This window comes from Nocardia sp. NPDC052001, from assembly GCF_040680615.1.
In the GTDB taxonomy this organism is placed as follows: domain Bacteria; phylum Actinomycetota; class Actinomycetes; order Mycobacteriales; family Mycobacteriaceae; genus Nocardia.
The window spans coordinates 401,683-415,786 of record NZ_JBFAXC010000004.1 but is presented as its reverse complement, the minus strand read 5'-3'; the positions used below and the strand labels follow the sequence as shown (position 1 = coordinate 415,786).

Annotated in this window: 11 protein-coding genes, 1 tRNA gene and 1 other RNA gene; 10 read left to right on the top strand and 3 right to left on the bottom strand. The window is 66.2% G+C overall.

Annotated features, from left to right (window positions below):
* The first annotated feature begins 117 nt into the window (after positions 1 to 117).
* The 5 genes from AB0L82_RS22010 (at position 118) to AB0L82_RS21990 (ending at position 4,458) form a co-directional block, all read left to right on the top strand.
* A tRNA-Glu gene (locus tag AB0L82_RS22010) sits at positions 118 to 190 on the top strand.
* A gap of 349 nt (positions 191 to 539) precedes the next feature.
* Positions 540 to 1,229 (top strand): slipin family protein, encoded by a 690-nt coding sequence (locus tag AB0L82_RS22005; protein WP_364639105.1) that lies wholly within the window; start codon positions 540 to 542, stop codon positions 1,227 to 1,229.
* 183 nt (positions 1,230 to 1,412) lie between these two features.
* Positions 1,413 to 1,886, top strand: a complete 474-nt coding sequence (gene smpB, locus AB0L82_RS22000; protein ID WP_364639102.1) for an SsrA-binding protein SmpB — start codon at positions 1,413 to 1,415, stop codon at positions 1,884 to 1,886.
* 128 nt (positions 1,887 to 2,014) lie between these two features.
* Positions 2,015 to 2,386: a transfer-messenger RNA gene (gene ssrA / locus AB0L82_RS21995) on the top strand.
* 557 nt (positions 2,387 to 2,943) lie between these two features.
* Positions 2,944 to 4,458 (top strand): glycosyltransferase family 39 protein, encoded by a 1,515-nt coding sequence (locus AB0L82_RS21990; RefSeq protein ID WP_364639099.1) that lies wholly within the window; start codon positions 2,944 to 2,946, stop codon positions 4,456 to 4,458.
* Positions 4,459 to 4,516: 58 nt separating this feature from the next.
* On the opposite strand, the gene AB0L82_RS21985 is transcribed toward AB0L82_RS21990, so the two are convergent.
* On the bottom strand, positions 4,517 to 5,452 hold the full coding sequence (locus AB0L82_RS21985) for an undecaprenyl-diphosphate phosphatase (RefSeq protein ID WP_364640410.1): 936 nt from the start codon (positions 5,450 to 5,452) through the stop codon (positions 4,517 to 4,519).
* A gap of 264 nt (positions 5,453 to 5,716) precedes the next feature.
* On the opposite strand from AB0L82_RS21985, the gene AB0L82_RS21980 reads away from it, so the two are divergent.
* Entirely contained in the window at positions 5,717 to 7,174 is a 1,458-nt protein-coding gene (locus AB0L82_RS21980; RefSeq protein ID WP_364639096.1) for an alpha/beta fold hydrolase, read from the top strand.
* A gap of 102 nt (positions 7,175 to 7,276) precedes the next feature.
* Positions 7,277 to 8,560, top strand: coding sequence for a glycosyltransferase 87 family protein (locus AB0L82_RS21975; RefSeq protein WP_364639093.1), 1,284 nt, complete (start codon positions 7,277 to 7,279; stop codon positions 8,558 to 8,560).
* Here the strand turns inward: AB0L82_RS21975 and AB0L82_RS21970 are convergent.
* Together AB0L82_RS21970 and AB0L82_RS21965 are read right to left on the bottom strand one after the other, a co-directional pair.
* On the bottom strand, positions 8,539 to 9,228 hold the full coding sequence (locus tag AB0L82_RS21970) for a DUF899 family protein (protein ID WP_364639090.1): 690 nt from the start codon (positions 9,226 to 9,228) through the stop codon (positions 8,539 to 8,541). The two genes, AB0L82_RS21975 and AB0L82_RS21970, sit on opposite strands and share 22 nt — an antisense overlap.
* A 167-nt stretch (positions 9,229 to 9,395) precedes the next feature.
* Positions 9,396 to 9,608, bottom strand: coding sequence for a DUF5302 domain-containing protein (locus AB0L82_RS21965; RefSeq protein ID WP_364639087.1), 213 nt, complete (start codon positions 9,606 to 9,608; stop codon positions 9,396 to 9,398).
* Between the two features lie 150 nt (positions 9,609 to 9,758).
* Here AB0L82_RS21965 and AB0L82_RS21960 point away from each other — a divergent pair, with 150 nt between their 5' ends.
* The 3 genes from AB0L82_RS21960 to AB0L82_RS21950 all read left to right on the top strand — a co-directional run bounded on the left by AB0L82_RS21960 (position 9,759) and on the right by AB0L82_RS21950 (position 14,007).
* Positions 9,759 to 11,984, top strand: coding sequence for an MMPL family transporter (locus tag AB0L82_RS21960; protein ID WP_364639084.1), 2,226 nt, complete (start codon positions 9,759 to 9,761; stop codon positions 11,982 to 11,984).
* 92 nt (positions 11,985 to 12,076) lie between these two features.
* Entirely contained in the window at positions 12,077 to 13,324 is a 1,248-nt protein-coding gene (locus tag AB0L82_RS21955; protein ID WP_364639081.1) for a sensor histidine kinase, read from the top strand.
* On the top strand, positions 13,321 to 14,007 hold the full coding sequence (locus AB0L82_RS21950) for a response regulator transcription factor (protein ID WP_364639078.1): 687 nt from the start codon (positions 13,321 to 13,323) through the stop codon (positions 14,005 to 14,007). Before AB0L82_RS21955 ends, AB0L82_RS21950 begins: the two co-directional genes overlap by 4 nt.
* Positions 14,008 to 14,104 lie beyond the last annotated feature (97 nt).

Sequence of the window (14,104 nt, the reverse complement as noted above, 5' to 3'; positions counted from 1 at the left end):
AGGACCCGTGTCCGAGGCCGCTGGCAGCGGATTTGGTTGCTGGGCGGGAGCACGATAAGCTTTCGGAGCTGCCACGGTGGGCGTCGGATTCTTCCGGTGTTGATCGTGAGCGACCTTGGTCCCGTCGTCTAGCGGCCTAGGACGCCGCCCTCTCAAGGCGGTAGCGCGGGTTCAAATCCCGTCGGGACTACAACGAAACCCCAGCCATCGGCTGGGGTTTTCGCATTTCCTGGAGCCCGCGATAAATCGGTCGCGCGGAACGGGCTGTTCTGGCTACCTTGGAATCCGGCCGCGAGTCAGGGGCGCACCGGAATCTCCGGAGCGCGTTCCCCATATCGGTTGCGGTCAACTTTCTGGTGACACAGGTCTTCGACCTGTCGAGGTTCAACTCCTTAGTGTGATGCGCCCTGCCTGGATTCCGCGGTCACGCGGCTTTGCGAGCTCTCCGTCTTCGGACGGGGGAGGCTCCCGCCGCCTGCCGCGCCGGGCAGGGCGTATCCGGTCGTCACCGAATCATCAGGCGCGGCAGGGAGATTGATTTGACGAAGCTGAAGCTGTTCACGAAAAACTATGCGACCGTGATGGATTGGCAGCGCACGCTGCTGTACCGGGACGGCACGCTGGAGCGGGTGCTGGAGCCGGGACGGCACCGGTACGACGCCGAGCGCTGCTCATTGGTCAGCGTCGATATGCGCCCGCGCCTGCTGCAGGTGGGCGGGCAGGAGCTGCTCACTCGCGATGGCCTCTCGGTGCGGGTGAGCTACGCCGCCGACTGGGTGGTCACCGATCCGGTGGCCTTCACCACCGGTGCGCAGTACGCCGAACCCGTGCTCTACGGCGCGATCCAGGAAGCCGTTCGTGATCTGATCGCCGCGCACACGCTCGATGAACTGGTCGCCGATCGCGCGCTCCTCAACGGTGACGTGCAGCGCGTGGCCGCGGCGGTCGAGCATCTCGGTATCAAGGTCTCCGGACTTCGGGCCAAGGATCTGATGCTGCCGGGCGAGCTACGCAAGGCAGCACTGGAGACGGTGCTGGCCCGTGAACGCGGTCGTGCCGAGTTGGAGCGGGCCCGCGCCGAGGCGGCCGCCCTGCGTTCGCTGGCCAATACCGCCAAGTTGCTCGACGAGCACCCGGCGCTGTTGCGCCTGCGCACCCTGCAGGTCGCCACCGCACCGGGCGCGAAGATCGTGCTCGACGCGGGCATCGGGTCGCGGCTCCCGGAGTAGGGGTCGCGGGTCGCGGTCCCGGCACGGAGTGGGGGACGCGCTCCGGAATAATCGGTCGGCCGCGGCCATTACTCTGGGTCGCGATATAGACAACAGCGGTTCGACCGGGGCCGGGATCGGCGCCCGGGACACAGCTCGGTGCGGAAGATATTCCGTGCCGGGCGACGCGACGATAGAGGGAGCATGAAGGAGAAGGGGCGCAAGGTAATCGCCAGCAACCGCAAGGCGCGGCACAACTACGCGATCATCGACACCTATGAGGCCGGGATCGCGCTGGTGGGCACCGAGGTGAAGAGTCTGCGCGAGGGGAAGGCGTCTTTGGTGGACGCCTACGCGACGATCGATGACGGTGAGGTCTGGCTGCGCGGTCTGCACGTGCCGGAGTTCTCGCACGGCAGCTGGACCAATCACGCGCCGCGGCGCACGCGCAAGCTGCTGCTGCACCGCCGCGAGATCGACAAGCTGGTCGGCAAGACCAAGGAGTCCAGTCTCACGCTGGTGCCGCTGTCCATGTACTTCTCGGACGGCAAGGTGAAGGTCGAGCTGGCCCTGGCTCGCGGTAAGCAGGACTACGACAAGCGGCAGGACCTGGCCAAGCGCGATGCCGAGCGCGAGGTCACCCGTGAGATCGGCCGCCGGATCAAGGGCATGCGCTGAGCGCGGGTTCGCCATCGGCGAACACCCCGCGTGACGCGCGGATAATGGGATGATCCGCTGTTTGGGTGGTGTTAATATGAATCGCCCGGTGTGAGCCGGGCAGTTCACTCGAATCGGTGAACACAGACGGGGCTGAACGGTTTCGACTGCGTACGTTGATTCAGGGGAAGCGTGTCAGTGCAGGCAGGAGACCACTGTATAAGCGTCGCTGCAACCCTATAAGCGCCGATTCCAATCAGCGCGACTACGCTCTCGCTGCCTAAGCAGTAGAGCGTGTCTGTCAGCCCGGGTTCGCCCTCGACCCGGTCCCTGGCATCAGCTAGAGGGCTTACCGTTCGGCTCGGTCGCGGAGTCGAACGGAACATCCAACAGCGACTGGGATCGTCATCTCGGCTTGTTCGCATGACTGAGAGATCCGAGTAGAGACGTTGCGAACTGCACACGGAGAAGCCCTGAAAATGCGGCGGAGGACCCGGGTTCGATTCCCGGCAGCTCCACTGACACGAAGGCCCGGTCCACACGGACCGGGCCTTCGTCGTTGGAATCCACTTGGCGGCCACTTAGTGAAATAACATATTTTCAAACAATTGGCATGCCAATAGTTTCGGGGGCATGTGGCACGCATTGTCACTGTTCAGGAACTGTGGGTGAATGGAAACCGGCGAGTAACAGGTATTTCCGTTTCTCCGGACCGAATCCCCGGCCCTCGGCGGGAAATGCCGGAATTCGTAACCTGGGTCACATCAAGTCAAAGCGAACGGCTATCACGAGCCCCTGTGGTCCATTTGCGGGTTCCAGTGATACAAACTAATATTTCACAAAATTGCACAATCCGAGCAGGTCCGAGCGTGCGCGCTCATCAAGTTCGCTGCCGGGGAGGAATCGTTTCACCAGCGAACAGATCGCGCGCGACACCACCGTGTAGCGGCGTCGAACGCGTCTGTCGGAAAGCTCTTGGGGGCAGTTCATGGCATCGGTCTTTGCGCTTCGCGCCGAGCCACAGGTTATTTCGGATAGGCATACTCATCCACCTCATCCACAGTTCGCTTTCCGCGGTGTGGCCCTGATCGCATTGATCTCCGGGATAGCGCTGACCGTGACGGCCGGCCGCTATGACTTCTTCGGCGACGAACTCTATTTCCTTTCCTCCGGCCGGCGACTCGACTACACCTACGCCGATCAGGGCGTGGTGGTACCGCTCTTCGCCCGGATAGCGGATGTGCTGGCACCCGGTTCGCTGATCGCATTGCGATTCCCGGCCGTGCTGATGTGCGTCGGCGCGATCGTGGCGGCGGCATTGATCGCCTACGAACTCCGCGGCAATCGCCGGGTCCAGATGCTCGCCGCGGGCACCTATGCGACGTCCTACCTGGTGGTGACCCAGGTCGCCCTGAGTACCTTCTCCTTCGACGCCACGCTCACCGCCGTGATCACCTGGCTGTTCATTCGCTGGGTTCGGACCCGGCAGGATCGGCTGATCGTCATCGCGGGACTGGTCGCCGCGGTGGACATGCAGGTGAAGTGGATGATCCCGATCGTCTGGGCGTGCCTGGGCCTGGCGGTGCTGCTGTGTGGTCCGCGGGAGGCGCTGCGCCGCCCCGCGCTATGGATCGCGACCGGCATTCTCGCGCTGTCCCTGGTTCCGATTCTCTACTGGCAGTCCCAGCACAATTGGCCGCAGCTGGCCATGGGCAAGATCATCGGCGCGGAGCAGGACGCCACCGGCTACGGTCCCATCGGATTCCTGCCGCAGTGGCTCGGCCTGGCCGGATTCCTGGGCACCCTGATGATCGCGGCCGGATTCTGGGGCGTGTGGAAGCTGGAGTCGCTGCGGCCCTATCGCTTCATCGCGGCCGCGCTGGTGATCATGACCGTATTCGTCATCATCACGCACGGGCGGCCCTACTATCCGACCGGTTTCTTCCCCGCCATGTTCGCCCTCGGTGCGGTCACCTTCTGGGAATTCGACCGCAAGCGCTGGATGAACCTCGCGATGATCCCGCTCATCGCGGTCACGGTGGTGACCTATATCGGCACGCTGACCCTGATGCCGCTGCCGTCCAGCTGGCGCACCCAGACCTACGACGCCATCGACCTGGGCTTCCGCTCGGGCCTATGGGGTACCACCAATTGGGACAAGCTCGTTTCCGCCGTCGACACCGGGTACGACACCCTGACGCCGGAACAGAAATCGAACTCCGCCATTGTGGCCCAAGGCTATTGGCAGGCGGGCGCCATCGAGGAGCTGGGCGGCCGGTACGACCTGCCCGCCACCTACAGCCCCAGCCGCGGTTTCGGCTTCTTCGGCCCGCCCCCGGACAGTGCCACCACGGTGGTCTATGTCGGCCTGGACACCGCCGAACCCGACCTGCGTTCCCGCTTCGGCAAGGTCGAACGCGTGGCCCGGCTCGACGACCCGATGGGCATCCCCGGCATCGATCGCATGGTCTCGGTGTGGAAATGCCAGGACCCCAAGCAGTCCTGGTCGACCATGTGGGACTCCATGACCACCCTCTACTTCGATCTCGGCCAGTGGCGTGATCCGAGATGGACCACGCGCCCCACGCACTGACGACTCCCATCGAGGCCCGGTTCATCAGGACCGGGCCTTCGTCGTCCGACCGTCGGCGTCAGCCGAAGTGCAGTAGCGAGACGGTGCCCGCGATCAGGCAGTAGAGGGCGAAGACGAGCAGGGTCCGGGTGCGGAAGTGGTGCTCGAGGTAGCGCACCGCGAGCCAGGAGGAGATGCCGGAGGCCAAGGCGCCCAGCAGGATCGGGCCGATATCGGAGCTGGAGGCGCCCGACAGGTCGTGCAGGTCGTACAGGCCCGCGCCCAGGATGGCGGGGGTGGCGAGCATGAAGGCGAATTTGGCGGCGTGCTCATGCTCCAGGCCGCGCCACAGGCCGCCGACCATGGCCAGCCCGGCGCGGCTGAATCCGGTGAGCAGGGCCCCGGCCTGCACCATTCCGATGCCGAGGGCGTCGACGGTGGTGAGGGCGGCCAGCGGCCGATCCGCTTGCAGGCGTGGCAGTTCGGCGGTGGTGAACATCGAGCGGCGGGTTTCCCGGCGGGCGAAGCGCCGCCCGTACTCCGCGAGCGTGGGTTCATTGCGCCTGCGCAGTGCCTCGCCGACGATCAGCGCCACGCCGTTGAGCGTGAGGAAGAGCGCGGCCGCGAAGGGGCTGGAGAACAGCTCATGCAGCGGGTGCTGTAGCAGCGGGCCGAGGACGGCCACCGGCACGCTGCCGACGACGATGAGCCAGGCCAGCCGCTGTGGCACGGTATCGATTCGCCCGGTGCGCAGCGATACGGCGAAACCCGTTGTGATGGAGCGCCAGTCGCGCCGGTAGTGCCACAGCAGCACCACCGCCGTCGCCACATGCAATGCCACCACGAACGCCAGATACGGTGTGTCCGAGGGGCTTTCGTCGTCCTGCGGTAGTTCGCGCCAGGCGCCGCCGAGCCAGTCCGCCAACAGGACCGAGTGCCCCAGGCTGGAGATCGGGAAGAGTTCGGTGACTCCCTGCACCGCGCCGATGACAACCGCTTCGAAGTAGGTGAGCATCGCGAACGAGTTTCGCACGGGCCGCTCGAAATCCCGCAGTCGGTTCGCCCCGTCGAAGCTCCGAATATGCTGTGAATCAACAGCTTTCGCCCGATTGGTACGAGATGTCCGATCTTGATCGGCTCGGCGCGGGCGGTTACGCGACCAAGACCCTTGTCATCGTCAACCACCGGTTAACGACCATTGGGTGATCCGTCCTTGATCATGTCCGGCGAACGGTTGATCGTAGACCGGATAGGTGAAGGTGTTTCAGAGAGGTCGGCAGTGAATATTCCGCACATCAGGCACAGGTTCGTCGAGGTCGACGGGGTGCGGGTCTTCTATCGGGACGCGGGTCCGGCGGATGCGCCGGTATTGCTACTGCTGCACGGGTTTCCGTCGGCGTCGCATCAATTCCGGCGGTTGATGGACGCGCTCGGCGGGCGATACCGGCTGGTCGCGCCGGACTATCCGGGGTCCGGGCATACCGAGGTTCCGGCGGGTTTCGGCTACTCCTTCGATCGGCTGGCCGATATCGTCGAGGGCTTCGTGGATGCGCTCGAGCTGAATCGATTCGTGCTGTACGCCTTCGATTTCGGCGGTCCGGTGGGGTTCCGGCTGGCCACCCGGCATCCGGAATGGATTGCGGGACTGATCATTCAGAACGCGAACGCCTATGACGACGGGCTGTCCGATATGGCTCGGGGCATGAGCGCCAATATGCCCGGCGTCGCGGGCGCGGAGGAGAACGTCCGGCAGATTCTGGAACTGCCGGTCACGCGGAGTCAGTACGAGGGCGGCACCACCGATACCGAACTCATCGCACCGGAAGGCTGGACCCTGGATCAGCACTTCCTGGATCTCCCGGGCCGCAAGGACGCGCAGATCGAGCTGGCGCTGAACTATCACAGCAATCTCGACCTCTATCCGGTCTGGCAGCGGTGGCTGCGGGAGCATCGCCCGCCCGCGCTCATCCTCTGGGGTCGCAACGACGCCTTCTTCCCGGAGGCGGGCGCGGCCGCGTACCTGCGCGATCTTCCCGAGGCCGCGGTGCACCTGTTCGACACCGGGCATTTCGCGCTGGAGGAGAATCTGCCCGAGATCGCGCCGCTCATCGCGGACTTCGTCGACGGTCTGCGCCGGGAGCCCTTGAAGATCGCCGTCATCGGCGCGCGCGGCAATCTGGGCAGTGCGGTCGTCCGGGCGGCGACCGCTCGCGGCATCGCGGTCACCGCGCTGGATCGGGGCGCGGTGGAGGTGACCGATCCGGCCTCGATCAAGGAGGCCGTCGCCGGTCACGATGCCGTGGTGGTCGCCATCAAGGGTGATGATCACCTGGTGCCGCGCGGTGCGGCGGCGCTGCTGGCGGCGCTGCCGCTCGCCGGTGTCGATCGCCTGGTGTTCCTCGGTGGCGGCGGCAGCCTGGAATACGCGCCGGGGCAGCGGTTCGTGGACTCCCCGGATTTCCCGGCCCAGTATCTGGAGACGGCGCGAGATCAGTCCGAGGCGCTGGAGATCTTCCGGAGTTCCGAGACCGGGGTGCGCTGGTCCTATGTCAGCCCGCCGCCGGTGCACCTGGTCCCGGGCGAGGCCACCGGGGGCTATCGGGCCGAGGCGCGCGATACCCCGATCGTGGACGCCGATGGTGAAAGTCGCGTCAGCGTAGGCGATTACGCGGCCGCCATCGTGGACGCGGTCGAGCGGGATTCGTTCATCGGCCTCCGCTTCACGGTCGCGTACTGAGCCCGATTCCGGCACCGGGCCGTCCGGCATTCCCGGACAGTTTTCCGGTGCCGGTCGGCCTCCGGTCGATTGCCGCAGTCGACCTCGGTATTCTTCGTACGGATGAGTAGTTCCACCGCTGTAGATGTGCCGAAGTCGCTGGACCGCCGTTTCGGGCGGGTGCTGTGGCTGCTTCCGGCGTTGCTGTCGGGTTTCACGTACCTGTGCCTGACCCGGCCGATCTGGCCGTTCTCCAAGATCACCGGTGGGTTCATCGATCTACAGGTGTACCGGATCGGGATCGAGACGCTGCGGCACGGCGGTGATCTGTACGGGCAGTTACCGCAGACCACCATCGGGATCGGGCTGCCGTTCATCTATCCGCCGTTCGCGGCGGTGATCCTGTCGCCCTTCGCGCTGCTGCCGTGGGACGCGGCCCGGTTCGCGTTCTTCGTGACCTCGGTGGTCGCGCTGGCGCTATCGCTGTATCTGGTCGCGCGCCGGGTGTGGCCGGAGCAGGGCCGCCGGGAGCTGGCGCTGTTCGCGACCGCCTGTGCCACGCCGCTGGCGCTGCTGCTGGAGCCGGTGCGTTCGACGCTCGATTTCGGGCAGGTCAATCTGCTGCTGATGGCGCTGGTGGTGGCGGACTGCCTGACCGAGAAGCCGAAGTGGAAGCGCGGCATGCTGGTCGGCATCGCGGCCGCGGTGAAGCTGACTCCGGCGGCCTTCGTGCTGTACTTCCTGATTCGCCGCGATTACAAGGCCGCCGCGACCGCCGCCATCACGGGTGCGGCCGCGACCGTGCTGACCTTTCCGATCATGCCCAAGTCGTCGACGGAGTACTGGTTCGGCGGCATGGGCAATGTGTCCGGACTGAGCGGATCCGCGTTCCACACCAATCAGTCGATTCAGGCGGTGCTGGCGCGCTTCGGAATTCACAAGCCGCTGTTCACCCTGCTGTGGCTGGTGCTGGGCGCGCTGGTGCTGGCCCTGGTGGTGGCCGCCATGCGGCAGGCCGCGGACCGGCCGCCGCTGGCGCTGGCCATCAATGCCGTCTTCACGCTGCTGGTATCGCCGATCTCGTGGTCGCACCACTGGGTGTGGATCGCGCCCGCCGTGCTCGCGATGATCGGATACGCGACTCGGCTGCCCTGGCGCGCGGCGGCGGGCTGGTACGTGGTCACCGCGCTCACGGTCGCGGTGTACGTCTACGGTCCGCAGAATTGGCTGCCGGGCGGGGACGGCAAGGAGACCCATTGGACCCCGTGGCAGCACTTCGTCGGTGATTCCTATGTCTGGTTGAGCGTGCTGCTGGTGGCCCTGTACCTGGTCACCGCCCGCCGCGCCGCCGCACAGGTCGCGCCGGCGCGGGTGGACGGATTGGTTCAGGCTCCCGGTTCGCCGTAGGCGGCGGCGATATCCTTCGAGCTGCCCCAGCGGCTGTAGGTGGGGGATTGCGGCCAGCCCGCGGGCGAGTCCTGCCATTCCTCCTGCCGCCCGTAGGGGAGCAGGTCGATGAGCGGGAAGGTGTGGCTGAGCTGTTCGGTGCCGCGCCCGTCGGTATGCCAGGTGCGATAGACCGTATCCCCGTCGCGCAGGAACACATTCACCGCGAATCCGGCTCCGGGCGGCGCGCCCACATCCGCGCCGAAGGAGCTGTTCGCGGTGGAGTACCAGGTCATCTTGTTGCCGACGCGCCGCTTGTAGGCCAGTGCCTCGTCGATGGGTCCCTGGGTGACGATGACGAAGCGCGCGTCGTAGTTCTCCAGGAACTCCAATCGGGTGTACTGCGAGGTGAATCCGGTGCAGCCGGGGCATTGCCACTCCTCGCCCTCGAACCACATATGGCTGTAGACGATCAACTGCGGTGCGTCGCCGAAGATTTCGGCCAGCCGAACCGGACCCTCCTCACCCTCGAGGGTGTAGTCGGGCATTTCAACCATCGGTAGCCGCCTGCGCTGGGCGGCGATGGCGTCGAGCTCACGCGTGGCGGCCTTCTCGCGGACGCGCAGGGCGTCGAGTTCGCGTCGCCAGGATGCGGCGTCGACGATGGGCGGCAGTGCGGAAGTGGTCATCAGGTTTCCTCCCTGACCGGTACACAGAGTGCGGACTGTAGGTGTAGACCGCGCTCGCGCATCGAATTCATCGGTGCGGCGGGAAGAGAATCGGTGCCAAGCGAAGAAGAGCCCCGCACCGGTATCACCGATGCGGGGCCCGTCCCGCTCATGCGGACACCCCGGGGTTAGCCGCCCGCCCGGCGGCGGAAGGTGCGCTTACCGCCCGCCTGGGCGTGGGTGCCGCGGACTTTGGCATTGCTCTGGGCGGCTCCGGCCTCCGTATGGTGGCCATTCTTGCGTGCGAGCGCTTCCCGGAACTTGCGCTTGGTCGCCTCTGCGGGCGTCTCGTCGGCCGGGGCCTCGAGATTCCCGTTCGGTACTTCTTGTTCATCGGCCATGGGGACAGCCTGCCACCTCGGAGGCATTCGATGGCATTCCAGCACCTGCGGAACGCGTACGGCGGGGGCGGACGTACTGCGGATGCAGTACGCGCAACGGCCTTCACGTGCACGATGCCGACTACAGACGCCGACCAAGAGCATTGTCACATGGCGAAATTCCTGTACCGGGTGGGCCGCTTCGCGTTCGAGAAGCGGAAGCTTGTCGTTGTGCTCTGGCTGGGGATCATGGCGGCGCTGGTGGCCGGGGCCGCCAGCGCGCCCACTCCGCCGCCGGATACCTTCTCTATTCCGGGGACGGAGTCGCAGCAGGCGTTCGATCTGCTCGCGGAACGTTTCCCGGGTACGAAATCCGATGGGGCGGAAGCCCGGATCGTCTTCGTCGCACCGGACGGACAGCAGATCGGTTCGGACGCGAACAAGGCCGCGGTCGAGAAGATCGTGTCCGAGGTCGCGGGCGGCACGCAGGTGAAGGGCGTGCTCGATCCGTTCCAGACCGGTGCGGTCAGCAAGAACGGGACCACCGCCTACGCGACCGTGAGCTACGGCGTGACCAGCGATCAGCTCACCGATGCCAGTCATGACGCGCTCACCGGCGCGATCGACGCGGGCAAGGCGTCCGGTGTCACCGTCGAAATCGGCGGATCGGCGCTGCAACCCAAACCCGAGATGGGCGGGGCCACCGAGGCCATCGGTATCGCCATCGCCGCCATTGTTCTGATGATCACCTTCGGCGCGTTCGCCGCCGCCGGGTTGCCGCTGGTGACCGCGCTGATCGGCATCGGTGTCGGCATCGCCGCCATCGTGACCATCGGAATGTCCACCACCACAACGACACTGGCGATGATGCTGGGACTCGCGGTCGGCATCGACTACGCGCTGTTCATCGTGTCGCGGTACCGGACCGAACGCGCGGAGGGCTACAGCGCCGAGGAAGCCGCGGGGCGTGCGGTCGGAACCGCCGGTTCCGCAGTGGTTTTCGCGGGCCTGACGGTCGTCATCGCGCTGGCCGGACTGTCCGTGGTCGGTATTCCGATGCTGACCAAGATGGGTCTGGCCGCGGCGGGCACGGTCGCCGTCGCCGTCACCATCGCGCTGACCCTGCTGCCGGCGCTGCTCGGCTTCTTCCAGAACGCGGTCATGCCCAAGGCTTTCCGGCGGGTGCTGCCCATCGCGGGGCAGGCCAGCGGAAATGGCTTGAACGCCACGGAGATTCCGGATGAGAAGCCCGGAGTGGCCACGCGCTGGGCGCGATTCGTGGTGCGCCGCCCGGTGGCGGTGCTGTTGATCGGCCTGGTCGGCATGGGCGTGCTGGCGCTGCCGATGACGAGTCTGGAGCTCGGTATGCCGGGTGATGAGGCGCAGCCGACCTCGACGACGCAGCGCCGCGCCTACGATGCGCTCGCCGCCGGATTCGGTCCCGGTTTCAACGGTCCGCTGATGATCGCGATCGATGTCAAGGGTGTCGCCGATCCGAAGGGCGCGGTGGATCAGGCGGTCAAGACCCTCACCGCCACCAAGGGCGTGGTCGAGGTGTCGCCCGCGATGTTCAACCAGGCCGGTGACGCGGCCATGCTCAATGTGATTCCGGCCAGTGGCCCGTCCTCCACCGAAACCAAGGATCTGGTGAACCAGCTGCGCGGTGAGGCGACGGCGCTGAAGGCGGCGACCGGTGCGACCGTGCTGGTCACGGGTGCGACGGCGATGAATATCGATGTCTCGCAGAAGATGTCGGACGCGCTGCTGCCGTATCTGGCGGTGGTGGTCGGCCTGGCCATCCTGCTGCTGATGCTGGTGTTCCGGTCCATCGCGGTGCCGATCAAGGCGGCGCTGGGCTTCCTGCTCTCGGTGGGCGCGGCGTTCGGTGTGATCGTGGCGGTATTCCAGTGGGGCTGGCTGGCCGGACTGATCGGCGTGCACCAGACCGGGCCGGTGATGAGCATGATGCCGATCTTCCTGATCGGCGTGGTGTTCGGGCTCGCGATGGATTACGAGGTCTTCCTGGTCACCCGCATGCGGGAGGCGTACGCGCACGGTGAGAGCGCCAAGGACGCCATCGTCACCGGTTTCCGGCACAGCGGCCGGGTGGTGGTGGCCGCGGCGGCGATCATGATCGCGGTGTTCTCCGGCTTCATCGGCGGCGGTGAGGCGATGATCAAGATGATGGGTCTGGGCCTGGCCGCGGCGGTCTTCTTCGACGCCTTCATCGTCCGCATGACCCTGGTCCCGGCCGTGCTCGCGCTGCTCGGCGATAAGGCCTGGTGGCTGCCGGATTGGCTGGCGAAGATCCTGCCGAACGTGGATGTGGAGGGCGAGAGCCTGAACCGCGAGGAGATCGCGGAACCGGAGCGGGAGCTGGAATCCGCTCGCGCCTGATAGCCGAACGCATCGATGGGCCGTCCCGGGTGGGCGGCCTATCGGTCGCTTCGGGGTTGTCCGATTAGGGTTCTCAACGAGGAGGAACACCTATGACCGCCGAATGGTCGCAGTGGCCGCGCCGGCACAGCCGCGCCGTGGATGTGGTCACCGCGATCCTGCTGTGCGCGCTGGCCACCTATGCGAGCCGGTTGGCCGATCACGGCACCGGCGACGGACCGGTGGTGGTGCGCCCGGCATCGCTGGCGGTATTCGGCATTTCCGCGGCGGCCTCGCTGGCGCTGCTGCTGCGCCGGGAGTTCCCGCGCGCGGTGCTGGTGATCACCACCGCGTGCGGTATCGCCATCGGCGCGCTGGGCTTCGAGATCTCGCTGCTGACTACGAGCGCGTCATTCGTGGCGATGTATTCGATCGGGTACTGGTCGCAGGATCTGCGCACAGCCAAGCTCGCACCGGTGCTGGCGGGCTGTGCGCTGCTGATCGCCTCGCTGTTCCAGCAGTTCAATCCGGTGCTGACCGGGGGCCGCATCACGCTGATCGCCGGGGTGCTGGTGTCGGGCGCGTTCGCCGAGGCCGCGCGCAGCCGCCGCAACTATCTGGCGGCGCTGCACGCGCGCGCGGAACTGGCCGAGCGCACCCGCGAGGAGGAAGCGCGCCAGCGCGTCGGAGAGGAGCGTTTGCGCATCGCGCGGGAGCTGCACGATATCGTCGCGCACCATATGGCGCTGGCGCATGCCCAAGCCTCCACGGCCGCATACCTTTTGCGCAGTCAGCCGGATCAGGCGCAGGAGATGCTGGATCAGCTGGCGGGCACCACCTCGGCGGCATTGCGCGAGCTGAAGGCCACGGTCGGCCTACTGCGCGAGGATGATTCGGACGCGCCGCTGGAGCCGACACCGGGCCTGGCCCAATTGTCCGAGCTGCTCACCTCTTTCGAGCGCACCGGGCTGACGCTGTCGCTGTCGATCACCGGGGTGCCGCGTCCGCTGTCCCCGGGCGCGGATCTGACCGCGTATCGGATCATTCAGGAGGCGCTCACCAATGTCACCAAGCACGCGGGCACCGCGGCGGCGACGGTGCGGCTGGTCTACTCCCGGATCCTGCTGACCATCAGCGTCACCGATGACGGTGGCGGTGAGAGCACCGAACTCGTTCGCGGTGAAGGGGATTCGGAGCAGGACTCGGATAGCCAGGGTTACGGTCTGATCGGCATGAACGAACGGGCGGTCTCGGTCGGCGGTCATCTGCGGGCCGGGCGCAGACCGGACGGCGGTTTCGAAGTCACCACCGAACTTCCGCTCGAACCTCCGAGAACCCCTGACCACGAGGACAATTCATGACCATCCGGGTACTGCTGGCCGATGATCAAGCGCTGCTGGCCGGAACCTTCCGGCTGCTGATCGATTCGGCCGAGGACATGGAGGTCGTCGGCATCGCCGGAAACGGCCGCGAGGCGGTCGATTCGGCGCGGGCGGTGCGCCCGGACGTGGTGGTGATGGATATTCGCATGCCCGGTGTCGACGGTTTGACCGCGACCCAGGAGATCTGCGCCGATCCGGAATTGCGTGAGACCAAGGTGCTCATCCTGACCACATTCGAACTGGATGAGTATGTGGCGCAGGCACTGCGGGCCGGGGCCAGCGGCTTTCTCGGCAAGGATGTGGGCCCGGAGGAACTACTGCGGTCCATTCGCGCGGTCGCGGCCGGTGATGCCCTGCTCTCGCCCACCGCGACCCGTTCGCTGATCGCGCGCTATCTGGCCCGGCCCGAAAGCCGGGTCAGCGCCGCCGAATCCCTGGAAGTGCTCACCGCTCGCGAGCGTGAGGTGGTGGCCATGGTGGCGGAGGGGCTGTCCAATGAGGAGATCGCCGAGAAGATGTACGTCAGCCCGCTGACCGTGCGCACCCATGTGCAGCGCGCCATGTCGAAGGTCGGTGTGCAGAATCGCGCGCAGCTGGTGGTGATCGCGTTCCAGTCGGGGCTGGTGCGCGTCGAACCGCCGCGCGCGGACGGTCATCGCTGAATTTCCGGGCCTTCAATCCGATGCTCGCCGTGTGTATAGTTGGCAACTGCAAGTAGTTGTAGTAGCTAAGTAATAAGCGTAATCGTGAAGGATCGAT